Source organism: Vibrio atlanticus (genome assembly GCF_024347315.1).
GTDB classification, from domain to species: Bacteria; Pseudomonadota; Gammaproteobacteria; order Enterobacterales; family Vibrionaceae; genus Vibrio; species Vibrio atlanticus.
On the sequence record NZ_AP025460.1, the window covers coordinates 1,425,983 to 1,445,488 of the forward strand.

Sequence of the window (19,506 nt, forward strand, 5' to 3'; positions counted from 1 at the left end):
AGCTCTAGATAAGAGTGCTTGTGATAACGGGGGATATATGGATATTGAGGTTTCGCGCCAAGCTGCGGTTGTTGAAGCAGTAAGTGGGGATGTGGTTGTAGTAACACCTGACGGCAACCCAAAAAAAGTTCTAGTTGGCGATATCATCCGTGAAAATGAGATAGTCATTACCGCAAATAATGCAGAACTTGTATTAGGTGCTCCAAATGGTGAGGTTCTGGTTGGCGAGAATTGTGTTGGATGTATTGACCAAGAATTGTCTTGGGCTGATGCCCCTATCGCCGGAGAGGTCAATTTCGATCTAGAGCAATCTGACGACGGAGCCTTTACTGACGATGATATTGCGGCAATCCAAGAAGCTATTTTAGGCGGCGCCGATCCGACTGAAATTTTGGAAGCAACGGCTGCTGGTGAAGGGCTAGGCTCTGCAAATGCTGGCTTTGTTACGATTGAATACAATAATATTCAAACTCAGCCCTCGACATTCTTTGAGACATCAGGGCTTGCGAAAGAAGAGGCAGAGGAAACTCGAGAGGAATTTAGAACGATCACCCGTTCAGCTGGTGGTCAATCGATCAGCGAATCAGTCACTGAAGGTTCCATTTCTGGCAATACCTACCCCCAATCTATTACAACCACAGAAACGATTATTGCGGGCAGTTTAGCTCTAGACCCAGATTCTTTTGTCCCAGACACACTCTCCCTTGCTTCACTCCTAAGTGAGCTTAATAACGACATTACATCAAGCGGCCAAGTTGTCACGTTTACTTACGACTCGGTGGCGAATTCCATTGTTGGCGTTCAAGGTACTGACGAAGTATTACGTATCGATATTGATGCGACTAGTGTTGGCAATAATATTGAGCTCACGCTAACCACCACGATTTCTCAATCTATTGATCATGTTCCGTCTATCGGTGGTGGGCAGGTCTCTTATACTGGCGATCAAATTAACTTTGCTTTTGATATTCAAGGTGAAGACTCCGCAGGAAACCCAATAGCATCACCAATTAATGCGCTGGTTACTTTATTTGACGGGGTGAATCCGTCTGCTGAAAGCGTGAATATCAATAATGTAGAAACGAGTAGTGCACCTATTGAAGGCACTTTTTCTAATATTGGAAGTGATAAACTTCAATCTGCTGTCTTTGATGCAAGTGCGTTAGGAGAGTTTGATGGGTTGCTCAGTGATAACCAAAATACGGTAGCAAGACTGTCTGATGACGGAACAACGATCACTCTGTCTATTCAAGGGAGAGGTGAGGTTGTTCTCACAATCTCTCTCGATACCGATGGCACATATAATTTCCAACAGTTTAAACCAATAGAAGAAGTGAGCTCCGACACGCTTTCATTCTCTCTACCGATCACGGTTACCGATTTTGACCAGGATGTCGTAACGAATACGATTAAGGTTGATATCTCTGATGGTGATAGCCCGTTCATTATTAATGTTGATGGCATCGATGTTGATGAGTCAGGCATTGTTGGCGGCTCACAAGAAGGAACAACCCCAGTAGGCGGTATTGGCAGTATCACAGCAAGTGTTTTTGAAAGTGACATTATTGACCATTACGAACTTGAACCGACTGAATTTAATACAGCGGGAGCTTTGGTTTCCAATGGTGCTGCCGTTCAATTAGAGTTAGTTAGTCAAACCAATGGTGTGAGAACGTATGAAGGTTATGTTGAGGTCAATGGATCTCGAATTACGGTCTTTGACGTTAAAGTCGATAGTCCATCATTGGGGAATTATGAATTTACTCTGTACGAATCGCTTTCACATCAAGGTTCTGAAGGTGAGTTGCTAACCTTTGTATTGCCCATTTACGCGGTTGACGCGGATGGTGACCGTTCTGCACTATCTGGTGGGTCAAATACACCAGAAGCTGCTGAGATCTTAATCAGTGTAAAAGATGATGTGGTCGAACTCATCGATAATGTCGTTTCCGTCGATGAACCGACCTTAGCTGGTGATACTGTTGTTTCTTACAATCTATTCAACTTTGAGGGTGCGGATGGTTCGACAATCCAATCACTGTCTTACGATGGGGTCGAATACAAGTTAGACCAAAATCTACTCCCAGATGCGGCACAAACTTTCCCATTTACAGAAGGGGTTGCAACGATTTCACTCAATGGTGATTTTAGTTTTGAAGTCGCTCGTGACATCAACCACTCAAGCAGCGAAACCATAGTAAAACAATTTGCCTTTTTAGCTGAAGATGCTGATGGTGACGAGAGCTTCTCAACGCTTGATCTTAGTATTACTGATGGCCAAGATCCGGTAATTAACCTAGTTCCACCAGTGACATTATCTGAAACGAATCTTGGTGACGGATCTTCGCCAAGCGGAAATGCGGTTAGCGCCACTGAAACGATTACGTTTACAGCCGGTAGTGATGATGTCGCGAGTTTTCGGATTGATCCAAACTTATTCAATACCAATGATACGCTCAAATCGAATGGGCTTGTCGTTGAACTCAAGGAAGACCCTCAGAACTTAGGTACTTATATAGGTTTTGTTAACGATGGGGTAAACCCTGATGTCCCAGTATTCACGATTAGCTTTTCTACAAGTACATTAGGGGAATACACCTTCACGCTGCTTGAAGCGTTAGATCATGAAGATGGCCTTGCAAATAACGAGCTAAGTTTTGAACTGCCTGTTTACGCCGTGGACACTGATGGCGATAGCTCGCAAATTTCCCCGCTTACAATGACCATCGGTGATGATGTGCAAATCATGAAAGATGGTGTGCTCAATATTGTTGAACCGACGGTTGCGGATTTGGCTGCTGGTACGGTGACGACTGCCACCATTGATGTGATGCCTGATCAGAGTGCTGATGGTGCGACCATTACCCAGATCACGTACGACAATACCGTTTACACCTTGAATCAGGGCTTAACGGGAGAGCAGCTTATCACTGTGCCTGAGGGAAAACTGTTTGTTACCCTTGAAGGCGAAATACGCTTTGAGCCCAATCGCGATTTAAACCACACAAGCAGCGAAGATATCGTTAAGACGATCGTGGTGACGTCAAGTGACTTTGATAAAGATCCGGTGACATCCACCGTTACTTTGACCATCACCGATGGTGATATTCCAATCATCAATACTATTCCAAGCGTCTCGCTATCAGAATCTAACCTTGCAGATGGCTCGGCAGCAAGCACCGTGCCTGTGAGTCAAACCGAGACTATTCAGTTTACTAATCAAAGCGACAATGTGACCAGCTTTCGTATTGAGCCAAGCTTATTTAACCCCAACGACACACTTAAATCTAATGGGTTGGTTGTTGAGCTTAAAGCTGATCCAAACACTACTGGAGCGTACATCGGCTTTGTGAAAGATGGAGCCAACCCAGAGGTTCCCGTCTTTACTATTAGCTTTTCTACCAGCACGGTGGGTGAGTACACCTTTACTCTACTTGAAGCATTAGATCATGCTGATGGCCAAGCAAAGAACGATCTGAGCTTTGAGCTTCCTGTACTTGCGGTCGATCGTGATGGTGATGATTCATTGATGTCGCCACTGAAAGTAACGGTCAGCGATGATGTGCAAGGCATGCAAAACCAAACGTTAACCATTACTGAGCCAACGGTTGCTGATTTGGCTGCCGGTGTTGTTACGACAGGCACTGTTGATGTGATGCCAGTACAAAGTGCAGATGGTGCAACAATCACTCAGTTCGTTTATGACGGACAACTTAGAACATTGGTTCAAACAGATACTGGTGAGCAGCGGTTTGGTTTCACTGAAGGGACGTTAGTCATCACCCTGCAAGGTGAAGTGCGTTTTGAACCCAATCGCGATTTAGTTCATACAAACAACGAAGACATCGTTAAAACAATCGTAGTGACGTCGAGCGACTTTGATAAAGATCCGGTGACATCCACCGTGACTTTGACCATCACCGATGGTGATATTCCAATCATCAATACTATTCCAACCGTTACGCTATCAGAATCCAATCTAGCCGATGGCGCGGCAGCAAGCACCGTGCCTGTGAGTCAAACCGAGACTATTCAGTTTACTAATCAAAGCGACAATGTGACCAGTTTCCGCATTGAGCCAAGCTTATTTAATCCCAACGACACACTTAAATCGAATGGGTTGGTCGTTGAGCTTAAAGCAGATCCAAACACGACTGGGGCGTATATCGGCTTTGTGAAAGATGGAGCCAACCCAGAGGTTCCTGTCTTTACGATTAGTTTCTCTACTAGCACTGTGGGTGAGTACACCTTTACTCTGCTTGAAGCGTTAGATCATGCTGATGGCCAAGCGAAGAACGATCTGAGCTTTGAGCTTCCTGTACTTGCGGTCGACCGTGATGGTGACGACTCATTGATGTCGCCATTAAAAGTGACGGTCAGCGATGATGTTCAAGGCATGCAAAATCAAACGTTGAGCATTACTGAGCCAACGGTGGCTGATTTGGATGCTGGTGTTGTCACGACCAACACGGTTGATGTGATGCCCGTTCAAAGTGCTGATGGCGCGACCATCACTCAGTTCGTTTATGACGGACAACTTCGAACATTGGTTCAATCTAATACGGGTGAGCAGCGGTTTGGTTTCACTGAAGGGACGTTAGTCATCACCCTGCAAGGTGAAGTGCGTTTTGAACCCAATCGCGATTTAGTTCATACAAACAACGAAGACATCGTTAAAACAATCGTAGTGACGTCAAGTGATTTTGATAAAGATCCGGTGACATCTACTGTGAAGTTGACCATCACCGATGGTGATATTCCAACGATTAATACCATTCCAAGCGTCACTTTATCAGAATCTAACCTTACAGATGGCTCGGCAGCAAGCAATACTCCGGTGAGCCAAACTGAGATTATTCAGTTCACCGATCAAAGCGATAATGTCACCAGCTTCCGCATTGATCCAAGCTTATTTAATACCAACGATACACTTAAATCGAATGGGTTGGTCGTTGAGCTTAAAGCTGATCCAAACACTACTGGAGCGTACATCGGCTTTGTGAAAGACGGAGCCAACCCAGAAGTTCCTGTCTTTACGATTAGCTTCTCAAGTAGCACGGTGGGTGAGTACACCTTTACTCTACTTGAAGCGTTAGATCATGCTGATGGCCAAGCGAAGAACGATCTGAGCTTTGAACTACCTGTCTTTGCGGTCGACCGCGATGGTGACGATTCATTGATGTCGCCATTGAAAGTGACGGTCAACGATGATGTTCAAGGCATGCAAAATCAAACGTTGACCATTACTGAGCCAACGGTGGCTGATTTGGCTGCTGGTGTTGTCACGACAGGCACGGTTGATGTGATGCCAGTGCAAAGTGCAGATGGGGCAACGATTACCCAGTTCGTTTATGACGGGCAACTTAGAACATTGGTTCAAACAGATACTGGTGAGCAGCGCTTCGGTTTCACTGAAGGGACGTTAGTCATCACCCTTCAAGGTGAAGTGCGTTTTGAACCCAATCGCGATTTAAACCACACGAGCAGCGAAGACATCGTTAAAACCATCGTGGTGACGTCAAGTGACTTTGATAAAGATCCGGTGACATCCACCGTTACTTTGACCATCACTGATGGTGATATTCCAATCATCAATACTATTCCAAGCGTCTCGCTATCAGAATCTAACCTTGCAGATGGCTCGGCAGCAAGCACCGTGCCTGTGAGTCAAACCGAGACTATTCAGTTTACTAATCAAAGCGACAATGTGACCAGCTTTCGTATTGAGCCAAGCTTATTTAACCCCAACGACACACTTAAATCGAATGGGTTGGTTGTTGAGCTTAAAGCTGATCCAAACACTACTGGAGAGTACATCGGCTTTGTGAAAGATGGAGCCAACCCAGAGGTTCCCGTCTTTACTATTAGCTTTTCTACCAGCACGGTGGGTGAGTACACCTTTACTCTACTTGAAGCATTAGATCATGCTGATGGCCAAGCGAAGAACGATCTGAGCTTTGAACTGCCTGTTTATGCGGTAGACCGTGATGGTGATGATTCGTTAATGTCGCCACTGAAAGTGACGGTCAGCGATGACGTTCAAGGCATGCAAAATCAAACGCTGAGTATTTCTGAACCAACGGTGGCTGATCTGGCAGCTGGAACGGTGTCGACTGGCACCGTCGATGTGATGCCAAACCAAAGTGCCGACGGGGCGACAATCACTAAGTTTGTTTATGACAATCAAGCTGAAAAGGCGTTGGTGCAGACAAATACAGGGGAACAGCAGTTTATAGTCGATGAAGGTGTCCTGTATATCACTCTGGAAGGTGATGTCCGTTTCGAACCTAATCGCAACCTCAATCATTCAGGGGGCGATATTGTTAAGACTATTACGGTCACGTCTGAAGATAAAGATGGTGACGAAGTCACGTCGACCGTTACGCTTACCATTTCAGATGGTGCTCCACCTGTTATTGATAACATACCACCAGTCGCCTTGGCTGAAGCAAACTTGCTTGATGGCACCTCTCCGAGCATAACGGTCACTCAAACCGGAACAATGACGTTTACATCTGGTAGTGATGATGTGAGCCACTTCCGTATTGATACTGCCCAATTCAATACAACTGGTGATCTAAAATCGGATGGTCTGGTCGTTCAGCTAAAAGAAGATCCTCTAAACAGCGACAATTATATTGGTTTCGTACAAAACGGTGGTGTCCAAACGGACATTTTCACCATCACTTTTGATAGTTTGGTGCTTGGTCAATATACCTTCACATTGTTAGAAGAGTTAGATCACCTGCCTGTGCAAGGTAATAACGTTCAAATCTTCACCTTGCCAGTTATTGCGGTCGACCAAGACAATACGGATTCAGTAATTAAGCCTCTTACGGTGACTATTACTGATGATGTACCCGTCATTACGGATACAACAGTCGCGAGTACGTTTGTTGTTGATGAAGATGATTTAGGCTCTGTTGTGGCTCAAGCGACAGGCTCGTTTGTGACCACAGAAGGTGCAGACCAAGTTGAGGCTTATGAGCTACGTAACATCTCTGACCTAGAAACTACTCTGACATCAGGCAATGAAGCGATTTCGATCACTGAGGTCACTGGGGCGTCGGACACAACCACCTACCAAGGTGCGACCACAAGCGGGACTCCGATTTTTACTTTTGCACTGGGTAACGATGGGTCATACACATTTACCTTGCTTGGTCCTCTAGATCATGAGCCTAGCTCAGAGGCGAGAAATAAGCTGCCTATCTCCTTTGATGTAGTGGCTGTTGACAGTGATGGCGATGACTCCAACCAGTATCAACTACCAATTCAAGTCATTGATGATGTTCCGGTAATGGCGCCGCCGACGGGCGAAACGGTTGTCGATGAAGACGACCTTTCAGGCATAGGTTCGGATCAATCTGACGACACTATCATCAATGGACTGTTCACCGTCGATGAAGGTGCCGATGGCGTTGTGAAGTATGAACTGGTTGATGAAGATTTAGTCTTGACCGGTTTAACCTCCGATGGAGAAAGCTTAGAGTGGCTAGCTGTTTCACAAAGCGGCACAAAATTCACATACGTTGCTCAAACTGTGACCAGCAATGAAGCGGTGTTTGAGATTGTTTTCGATACCTCTGATAACAGCTATCAATTCGAATTATTTAAACCACTGAAGCACCCTGACGGTGCAAACGAGAACGCGATAGATCTTGATTTCTCCATCGTTGCTGAAGATTTTGATCAAGACCAATCGAATGCGATTGATTTGAAGATCACGGTGACGGATGATGTGCCAACCATCACTGATACGACTGTTGCGAGTACGTTTGTTGTTGATGAAGATGATTTAGGCTCTGTTGTGGCTCAAGCGACAGGCTCGTTTGTGACCACAGAAGGTGCAGACCAAGTAGAGGTTTACGAACTGCGTAACGTAGCCACTCTAGAAACTACTCTGACATCAGGCAATGAAGCGATTTCGATCACTGAGGTCACTGGGGCTGCGAACACAACCACCTACCAAGGTGCGACCACAAGTGGGACTCCGATTTTTACTCTTGCACTGGGTAATGATGGGTCATACACATTCACTTTACTTGGCCCTCTAAATCACGCTACTGGATCAAATGACCTAACCATACCATTTAATGTTGTGGCGGTAGACGGTGATGGCGATGACTCCAACCAGTATCAACTACCAATTCAAGTCATTGATGATGTTCCAGTAATGACGCCGCCGACGGGCGAAACGGTTGTCGATGAAGACGACCTTTCAGGCATAGGTTCGGATCAATCTGAAGACACCATTATCAATGGACTGTTCACCGTCGATGAAGGTGCCGATGGCGTTGTGAAGTATGAACTGGTTGATGAAGATTTAGTCTTGACCGGTTTAACCTCCGATGGAGAAAGCTTAGAGTGGCTAGCTGTTTCACAAAACGGCACAACATTCACCTATGTTGCTCAAACTGTGACCAGCAATGAAGCCGTGTTTGAGATTGTTTTCGATACCTCTGATAACAGCTATCAATTCGAATTATTTAAACCACTGAAGCACCCTGATGGTGCAAATGAGAACGCGATAGATCTTGATTTCTCAATCGTTGCTGAAGATTTTGATCAAGACCAATCGAAGGCGATTGATTTGAAGATCACGGTGACGGATGATGTGCCAACCATCACTGATACGACTGTCGCGAGTACGTTTGTCGTTGATGAAGGCGATTTAGGCTCTGTTATCGCTCAGGCGACAGGCTCGTTTGTTACCACAGAAGGTGCAGACCAAGTAGAGGTTTACGAACTACGCAATATCTCAATGCTGGAAGCGACACTATCGTCGGGCAATGAAGGTATCAAGATCACTGAGATCACAGGTGCCGCTAACACGACTACCTACCAAGGGACAACTGACTCTAGTGGAACACCAATTTTCACACTAGTGTTGACTGATGATGGTGCTTACACCTTTACCTTGCTTGGCCCACTCAATCACGCTACGACACCGAGTAACCTCGATAAATTAACAATGCTGTTTGATGTTGTGGCCGTTGATGGTGATGGCGATGATTCTAACCAATATGTATTGCCAATCGAGGTGCTAGATGATGCGCCAACTATCACTGATACAACAGTCGCGAGTACGTTTGTTGTTGATGAAGATGATTTAGGCTCTGTTGTGGCTCAAGCGACAGGTTCGTTTGTGAGCACAGAAGGTGCAGACAAAGTTGAGGCTTATGAACTACGTAATATATCTGACCTAGAAGATGCTCTGACATCAGGCAACGAAGCGATTTCGATCACAGAGGTTACTGGGGGGGCGAACACAACCACCTACCAAGGTGCGACCATAAGCGGGACTCCGATTTTTACTTTTGCACTGGGTAACGATGGGTCATACACATTTACCTTGCTTGGTCCTCTAGATCATGAGCCTAGCTCAGAGGCGAGAAATAAGCTGCCTATCTCCTTTGATGTAGTGGCTGTTGACAGTGATGGCGATGATTCCAACCAGTATCAATTACCAATTCAAGTCATTGATGATATTCCGGAAATGACGCCGCCGACGGGCGAAACGGTTGTCGATGAAGACGATCTTTCAGGCATAGGTTCGGATCAATCTGACGACACTATCATCAATGGACTGTTCACCGTCGATGAAGGTGCCGATGGCGTTGTGAAGTATGAACTGGTTGATGAAGATTTAGTCTTGACCGGTTTAACCTCCGATGGAGAAAGCTTAGAGTGGCTAGCTGTTTCACAAAGCGGCACAAAATTCACATACGTTGCTCAAACTGTGACCAGCAATGAAGCGGTGTTTGAGATTGTTTTCGATACCTCTGATAACAGCTATCAATTCGAATTATTTAAACCACTGAAGCACCCTGACGGTGCAAACGAGAATACGATAGATCTTGATTTCTCCATCGTTGCTGAAGATTTTGATCAAGACCAATCGAATGCGATCGATCTGAAGATCACGGTGACGGATGATGTTCCATTAGTGACAACACAATCGATTACTCGTGTTGAAGGTCAGGGTTATCGCGGTTCTATAGTCGATATGTTTGCTGATGCCACTGATGTAGGCGCTGATGGGGCGGCTTTAAGTCGAATCGAAGGAATTACTGATAATGGAGTCAATATTGTTTTCCGCTCTGGAACTAGTGGGCCTTACAGTAGTGGTTTCGATCTAAATAGTGGAACTCAGGAGATTCGAGTATACGAGCAGAGCAATGGCGGCGTTGATACTCGTGAATTGGGTCGACTTCAAATAAACTCAAATGGTGAGATAGAATTTAGAGCCAATAATTACTTAGAGCATGTTGGTGATGAAATTAACTTCTCTATTAACGTAACAGCTAAGGACAGCGATTCAGATACGTCATCGACGCCACTGGATATCACAATTACCGATAGGAATTCGTCGAGAATCGTGCTGAAAGTGACCACTTTCGAGGACGCGGGTAGAGACTCAACAATACCTTATGCTACTGGTGATGAGCCGACTTTTGAGAATGTTCAAGACAACCAGAATGGTTTACCTAATGCGCCAGCTCAAGTTTCGCTGCAAGTTAACCTGTATGACCAAGATAACAACGAGTCTATAGGCCAACTAACGATTAAGAATAGTAACCATAGAGGGACGTTCTATTACTTTGAGAACGGTGAATATCACAAGCTAACAGCTGAACCTAATGGTCAAATATTATTTGGGCCACCTCAAATGCAACAAAGTTTTGCTCCAAACCCAAATGAAGTAAGACAAACTATTGCGACTATCGATAACCTGTTCTTTGTCCCTGACCAAAACTTTGGTTCAAATGACAACGGGGTACGCATCAATTATGCACTTGAAATTGATAATGATGGCACCCTAGATCACACCATTAACTCAAACTTCAGAATCGAGATTGAAGCGGTAGCGGATATTGCGACTTGGGATGATGGTAATAGCACTTATCAGTATCAAGTCAACGAAGATGAAGACAACGTCACGTTACAGTTAAACGCTGAATCGCAAGATAATAGCCGAACTGAAACGATCACTTATGAGTTAGAAGTTGTCGAAGGTGACGGGAAGTTTGAGCTTCTTGATGCAGGCGGTAACGTACTTACGCTGACGGATGGTGTATACAAAATAGCGGCAGCTGATATTAACAGCACCGTGGTTAACCCAATTGATAATTTCTCGGGTCAGATAGAGTTCAAAGCAACAGCAGTTACAGAGGAAACACTGAACTCTTATGAAGATACCGACAACAGCGGAGCAAATGATAAAACTGAGGCCCGTTCTGTAGAGCAAAACATCATTATTGATGTCACCGCTGACGCGGACCCTGGAAAATTCAGTGTTAATCGCATTCAAATCAATGAAGACAATATAGATGATCCTGATTACATAGGTCCGCTAGCTAACAAAGATGCATTCACGTTAGATGAAGTCATTTCCATGACAGGATCGGTAGATACGGATGGCTCTGAAGAACTGTTTGTTCGTATCAGCAATATTACAGAAGGCGCAGTGCTTTACTTTGTAGGTACAAACACGGCAGTTCCTATTGTCAGTGGTACCAATTACCACGAAATAGCGTATTCCGATTTGGCTAACGTTGAAGTGGTTCCAACTAAACACAGCAATGTGGATTTCACTTTTGATGTTACAGGTGTAGTGAAGGACACTGCAAACCTGTCAACCAACCCACAACAAGTCGATGTAGAAATACTTGGTACTAAAACGGTTAACGTTGAAGTGAAAGGGGTTGCTGACACACCTTATGGTGGGACGAATGGTACCGATTGGACCGCAATTACAGATGGCACTGCAAGCGGCGTTCAAACTACGATTCAAGAGAGTCAAAACGGCGACAGCTTTGCTCTGCTTGATTTCACGGTATTGTCGGGTGAGAGAAAGCCTGCTTCAGGCACAACACCATTACCGGACGATGGTTCCGAAGCTATCACTGTCATTCTATCGGGTATTCCTGATGGCGTTATAATCGAAGATGGTGACGGTACGGTTATTGATCTTAACTTTGTGGGTTACGAAACCGGACCTGGCGGTAGCCCTGATTTATCAAAACCTATCTACGAAGCCAACATTACGGAGGCGGGTACAACGTCAGGTATTCGTATTCGACCTGTCGACTCTTCGACCGAGAATATCCATATTCAAGGCAAAGTGATCGTAACGGAAAACGACGGTCACACACTTTCTTTTGATCAAGAAATTCGAGTGTTGGTTGAGCCTATCATCGATACCTCAGCAACCTACAACAACGTCACAAACGGGAACGAAGATACTGCTATCAACATCGATTGGCATCCTGAAGGCGTTGACTATATCGACTCTGACGAGCATTTCACTTCAATTAAGATTTCCGGTATTCCACCGGGTGTCACACCCACCGTAAATGGTGATGTGACTGTTGTGAATGATGGTGCTGGTACGTTAACGATTACCCCTAAAGACGCGAATCAAACGCCGGAACAATTTACCCAAATTGCACTAGCGAATAACTTTATTCAAATGACTCCGCCAACTGACTCTAGCGTTGATTTCACATTGACGACAGAGGTAGACGTTGAGGAGCGTGATCACGAATATGTGGATTCATCTAACCCTGGTGAGGGTATTGCGACTGCGACGGTTACAGGTACGATCAATGTTATCGTAAGACCCGTTGTTGAGACTCATGATGGCATCGATAATCAGCTTATCGTCGACGACGTGGCGGGAACAGGTTCTTTGGGAACGGTGAGCGCTGATCCTCTGACTGGTGTACTTAAGTTTACAACCAACAGTGATAACCCATCCGCTACGGATGAATTTGTCATTCGATACCAAGAAACCGATGGATCCTCTGCTATTGAAGAAGTCGACCAACTGGTGATTCAATTAACAAATAATGACACGAATAGCACTCCATTGTCAGATGACGTATTGAATCAATTACTCGTTATTGGTGCTTTTTATGAAGGCGATGGTCGTTGGGTTGTAACAAACGAAGACCTGTTTAGTATCAGTGCTCCGAATGGTCTTGTTTTTCCTTCAGGAAGTAACGGGGCCAACGGGCTTAATGATATCAATATGGCCATCTTTAGCACAGTAATTGACCGAGGTGATGGTGTTGAGGTTGAAGCATCTTCAGCGGCTCGCAGAGACGGGCAAGTAACTCTAACATTCCCTCAAGTGGTTTCTGGGAGTACACAGGTTGCTGCAGACATTGCGATGACACCAAACAGTGTTGTCGATGCCATTGAGGACACACAGTTAGATTTGGGATCTGCGCTAAATAGTCTGGTCACTTTCTCTGGAGAAGATGCTTCAAAAGATCTAGTTACCATTATTATTGATGACTCTGTGACCATTAACCCAGGAGGCACTTTCCCAATTAGTTTAGCGGGAAGCAGTGAAGTCGATTTTGTTAATGGAAAATATGTATTCGAAACAACCGTTGAACAGGGCGTTCCAACTGATTTCTCAGGGCTGTTACTTAACTTGCCGGCAGACTACTCTGGTGACTTTAGATTACCACTAACCATAGTGACCAAAGATACGCTCTCTGGTGATGAGAAAACGTTAGTTACCGACGTCGTCATCAAAGTCGCACCAGATGCAGAGACGGACCCTACGATTGAGGTGAATGTCGTCGGTTCGCTTGATGATGCCTTTAATCCTGTTGATAACGACGGTCAGGCTGGACAAGATCAGGTGGGTTACGAAGACACCTACATTCAACTCGACTTCAATTCGACTATTTCGGATCAGGTATCAGGCGTTGAAGGGGGTCAAGAGGCGTTTACATCTATTACCTTGACGTTGGATGACCCTTCAATAGGGGCATTCTATGACAATACGGGCACCTCACTTGGTACCTCAGTCACGTTTAATCAAGCTGAAATCGCGGCGGGGGCGCTCGATAATGTCCTCTTTAGGGCGATAGAAAACTACCCAACTGGAAATGATATTAACCAAGTGCAGATTAATGTAAGTGGTACAGTTACAGATACCGCAACCTACAATGATTCTGCTTTTCCGGTAGGCACTGCAACCGACTCCGATACCTTCAATACAAGTGTTCGTTTTGATGTTGTTCCGGTTGTTGATGATGTACTTGTCTCTGGGCCGGGTAGTGATCCTGATGTAATCGAGATTACCGGCAACGAAGACCAGCTTATTTCCTTGTCAGGTACAGGACCTGTATCGATTGCACTGACTGACCTTGATGGATCAGAACAGTTTGTATCGATTAAGTTTACCGATGTACCTGATGGCTTCCAGATGCGTGTAGATGCTGGCTCTGCTTACACTGTGAAAAACAACGGTGGCGGTGAGTGGAGTGTTCAATTGCCTCAAGCTTCTGGACTTTCATTCGACTTAAGTGAAATTTCGATTTTACCGCCTAAAAACTTCAGTGGTACTGCTGAGTTTGGTGTTGAAGTGTTCACTCAAGAGTCGCTACTTGGCGTACCGACTGCGGCTGCAAACTTACCAAGCTTCAAACTACACGTGGTGCCTGTTGGTGACGATGTTGATACCAATCCTACGGACTCTGTAACAGGCAACGAAGGGCAGAATATTGATATCGAAATCAATGCGACTATTTTAGATAAAGAGTTGTCGGCCACAGGAAGCGGAACGTATACCGAAAATGCACCCGAAACCCTTCGAGTCGAAGTGGCAGGTGTTCCTCAAGATGCTTCTATCTACTACCCTGACGGAACCACTATAGGTAGCTATGATCCAGCGACGCAACTCTGGACACTAAACGTTCCAGCTCAGTCGTTAGATAAGATCGTATTTAACTCTGGCGAACATAATAGTGATACAGGTAATGCTTTGGGTATTAATGGTCCACTGCAGATTACCGTTCGTTCTGTGGATACAGATGCTGATAACACGGAGCATTTAGGCACACCAACGAGTTTCAATGTTGATTTAGTGATTGATCCTATCAACGATCAACCGACCTTTGTCAATGTGACTAACCTTGAAACGACAGAAGACTCTAATGGGGTCCCGATTAACAACTTTAGTATCTACGATATCGACGCTAACTTTGATAATCCAGATGCTCCGTATGTACTGACGCTGAAAGTTGACCAAACACTGCCGGGTGCGCAGGGCGAGTTTGTGCTCCCAAGCACTAATCCTAATGGCGTAACGTTTGTATTGCAGGCTGATGGCTCACTTGTCATGACAGGTAAAGAAGCTGACATCAATGCAGCGCTAACTAATGGCGAGGTTACGTTCAAACCGGACCCGGATCAGAACTATCTCAATCAGGGTGGGTTAGTGACCATTAATGCTACGATCGATGACGGTGGTAATAACGGTTTGATTGATGCGGGTGATCCGAATACCGCTCAAATGAATCAAACTACCTTCACTATTAAAGTGACGGAATATAATGATGCTCCGATAGCGGCCAATGTTGATTTGGGCTCGATTCCGGAAGATGGCCAAATCGTGATTGTTGAGGGTGACTTGATTACGGCAAGCTCTGATATCGAAAATCATAATCTTACCGTAACAGATATCAGCCTTACTCAAAATCAAGGTCAAGGTCAGCTTCAGAGGTTTGAGAACATTGCTGGGGCGGATGACAATTCGATTAATGGCCCATACTGGGTGTTCACGGCAGCTGATGATTATAATGGAGACGTCAAATTCAATTACTCCATTATCGATGATGGTACAACCGACGGTTCGCCGGACTTCAAAGTGGGCAGTGCGGAAATCAGTCTTGTAGTTACAGAAGTTAACGACCAACCAGTGGCAACCGATATTGATTTGGGCACCATGCTTGAAGAAGGTCAGCTAATCATCAAAGCTGAAGACCTGATTACAGCGACGACAGACCCTGAGGGGCATGCCATTACGGTAACTAAGGTCGAAATCGATCAAGGTCAAGGGCAAATTCAGAAGTTTGAGAACGTTGGTGGGGCGGATGACAATTCGATTAATGGCCCATACTGGGTATTTACGGCAGCTGATGATTACAATGGCGATGTTACATTCACCTATACAGTAGAAGATAACGGTACAACCAATGGCTCAAATGATTTCTTAACGGATACCGCGGAAATCAGCGTTGTGGTACAAGGTGTTAACGATACACCTGTTGTTAATGGTGACAATGTCACTGATTTTATTGATGAAGAATCGGGACAGCTGCTGAGTGGCATCAATGTCAGTGATCCTGATTATGTTGATTCATTTTCTAATGACTTGATGACGGTCACTTTGACGGTGGATTACGGAACGTTAAATGTGTCGCTGCCTGCCGTGACAACTGTGATGGTGAACGGCAACAACACAGGTTCGGTTATCTTAGTAGGTACGTTGAGCGACCTAAATGCATTAATTGACACACCGACTAGCCCTGCGGGTGTTTATCTGGATACGAGCCTGTCTCCAACCAATAGCATTGGCTTGGAAGTCATCGCGAAAGATAGCGGAAACCCTTCTGGTATCGTCATTGAAACCACGCCAGTTATCTATGATATAGCAGTGACTCCTGTGGCGAATGCGCCGACCTTGTCGATTGATACTGCGTCTAACTACGTCAGAAATATCACCGCTAACCAGTCAGTAAGCGCTAGCGGCGTTCCTTTGGTTGGTATTATTGCTGCCTTGACCGATATTACGGAAGAGCTAACGCTACGTATCAGTGATGTGCCTGTTGGTGCTCAAATTACGAGTGATGTGGGTTCAGTGACTGATGTCGGTGGTGGAGTTTGGATTGCCACGGCGGATGCGATTGACACTGTGAAAGTGGTCGGGCTTTCTGATACGCCGGGAAGCTACACACTCAAAGTGGAGGCGGTTTCAGAAGAGCTAGATAACAGCGATACTGCAACATCGGCTTCGATAGACCTCAACTTGAACATTGTGTCTAACGGTGTTGATATCGATTTAGCTACAGAAACCGACGATGTTCAGTTATTGGCAGGGGCTGGCAATATCGACCTGACAGCGGGATCTGGAAATGATCGTCTGGAAGGAGGTTCGGGTGACGATACGTTAGTTGGCGGTGATGGTAACGACACTCTCATCGGTGGAGACGGTTCCGATATTCTGACTGGTGGCGACGGTATGGATTCGTTTGTATGGTTCAACATCGAAGATGGTGTCGAAGATACGATTACCGACTTTAGCCTATCTGAAGGAGACCAACTCGATCTAAGAGAAGTGTTACCTGAGCTGAAAAGTGCCTCACCAGATATAACAACACTGCTGCAACACATTGATGCGAAGGTCGACGGGGATGATATTGAACTTACGATTAACCCTGATGGCTTAGGCACGACAGAACAAGTGATTGTGGTTGAAGATCTTGCGCCTCAGCTGACGTTAAATGGCACCATGCCTTCTGATATTCTGGATGCGCTAGTACAGCAGAATGTTATGACTCACGGTTAACGCTCAATTGATAAGCGCTAGTGATTAGAAGTGAATAACTAAACCATAACGAAATAGGCCAGCAATGCTGGCCTATTTTTTATTAAATCTTGCTGAATGAGCCCCGATAAACCAATAGCCCCGATAAACCAATAGCCCCGATAAACCAATAGCCTCGATAAAACAATAGCCTCGATAAAACAACAAAAAGCCCATGCTGTCGGGGGAAAGCATGGGCATTATTTTATGTGTTATATCAGCTAAGCGAATAGTGTTCTTTCTCTATACTATTTGAGAATCGCTCCATCATTTAGCTTTTTTGCAGGGCTTTTTGCCGCATTAACCAGTAGGATACCAACGGTTAGTACCATCGAACCACATAGTAGGAACAACAAGCGTCCTGTTGGTTCGTTTGGAATCAGAGCCATTGCTAGGATACCGAAACCTGCTGTGCTGATAAGCTTACCAAGCATTGAACGCTGTTTAGTATCTAGGTTTTGTTGCTCTTCACCTTCCGCTACTAATGGTGTGTTCCAGTTAGTGAATAGTTGGTCAACTTCTTTCTCACGTTCAGGCGATAGGCCTTTGTAGAAGCGAGAAGTTAGCATGAAGTAACCACCAGTAAACACTACGTGAGCAGCTAAGCTAAGACCTACTTTCAAGTCGCTCCATTCACGGCCAGTAAGCGCTGTTTCCATACCGAATAGGTGCTCGATGTCTTCTGCTTGAAGCGAGATACCGAAGATGTAAGAAACGAAACCACCAACCACGAGAGTAGACCAACCAGCCCAGTCAGGCGTCTTACGAATCCACATACCAAGTAGTACAGGGATAAGCATTGGGAAGCCAATTAACGCACCTACGTTCATTACGATATCGAACAAGCTCAAGTGACGTAGAGAGTTAATGAACAAGCCAATCGCGATGATGATAACACCCATCATAATAGTCGTTAGCTTACTTACAATAACCAGCTCTTTCTGAGTCGCATTTTGACGAAGAATCGGGCTGTAGAAGTTCATTACAAAGATGCCAGCGTTACGGTTCAAACCTGAATCCATAGAAGACATCGTTGCAGCGAACATTGCTGACATAAGAAGACCAACCATACCTGCTGGCATTACGTTCTGTACGAATGCTAGGTAAGCAGCATCACCCGCTTTATCACCCATTGAAGCGTACTCTAATGCGAACTCAGGCATGAATGCACTTACGTACCATGGTGGTAGGAACCAAATTAGTGGACCAACAACCATAAGGATACATGCTAGGCCTGCCGCTTTACGTGCGTTTTCACTGTCTTTTGCACATAGGTAACGGTAAGCGTTGATGCTGTTGTTCATTACACCGAATTGCTTCACGAAGATGAACACAACCCAAAGGATGAAGATGCTCATGTAGTTTAGGTTGTTACCTAACATGAAGTCGCCGTCGAAGTTAGCAACAATGTTAGTTAAGCCACCACCGTGGAAGTAAGCCGCAACCGCACAAGTGATTGTCACGGCCATGATTACAAGCATTTGCATGAAGTCAGAAGCAACAACCGCCCAAGAGCCGCCTGTTACTGCCATCAATACTAGAACCATACCCGTTACCACAATGGTTGCTTCCATTGGGATGTTGAATACAGCAGCTACGAAGATAGCGAGACCGTTTAGCCAGATACCTGCAGAGATAAGACTGTCAGGCATACCTGCCCATGTGAAGAACTGTTCAGACGTTTTACCAAAGCGTTGACGAATGGCTTCGATCGCCGTTACTACACGAAGTTGGCGGAACTTTGGAGCGAAGTACATATAGTTCATGAAGTAGCCAAAAGCATTGGCTAGGAATAGGATTACAATAACGAAACCGTCATTGAACGCGCGTCCTGCGGCACCTGTAAACGTCCATGCTGAAAACTGTGTCATGAAGGCGGTTGCACCAACCATCCACCACAACATTTTGCCGCCCCCTCTGAAGTAATCACTTGTAGAGGTGGTGAACTTACGGAACATCCAACCAATCGCGATTAAAAAGAAGAAGTAGGCGAGAACAACAAAAGTATCAATAGTCATCTTTTCAGCCTTTTAAGTTTCATAATTAACTGACACCTAGATTACTCCTTTCGCCTGTCTATTTGTACTACAATATGTCTTTAGCGTGATCTGGGG

Annotated in this window: 2 protein-coding genes; one reads left to right on the plus strand and one right to left on the minus strand. The window is 45.2% G+C overall.

Going from position 1 to position 19,506, the window contains the following annotated elements:
* The first annotated feature begins 37 nt into the window (after positions 1 to 37).
* Entirely contained in the window at positions 38 to 17,374 is a 17,337-nt protein-coding gene (locus tag OCV30_RS06490) for a retention module-containing protein (RefSeq protein WP_065680257.1), read from the plus strand.
* A 266-nt stretch (positions 17,375 to 17,640) separates the two neighbouring features.
* Here OCV30_RS06490 and OCV30_RS06495 read toward each other — a convergent pair whose 3' ends face one another.
* On the minus strand, positions 17,641 to 19,410 hold the full coding sequence (locus tag OCV30_RS06495) for a sodium:solute symporter family protein (RefSeq protein WP_017099072.1): 1,770 nt from the start codon (positions 19,408 to 19,410) through the stop codon (positions 17,641 to 17,643).
* Between the last annotated feature and the right edge of the window lie 96 nt (positions 19,411 to 19,506).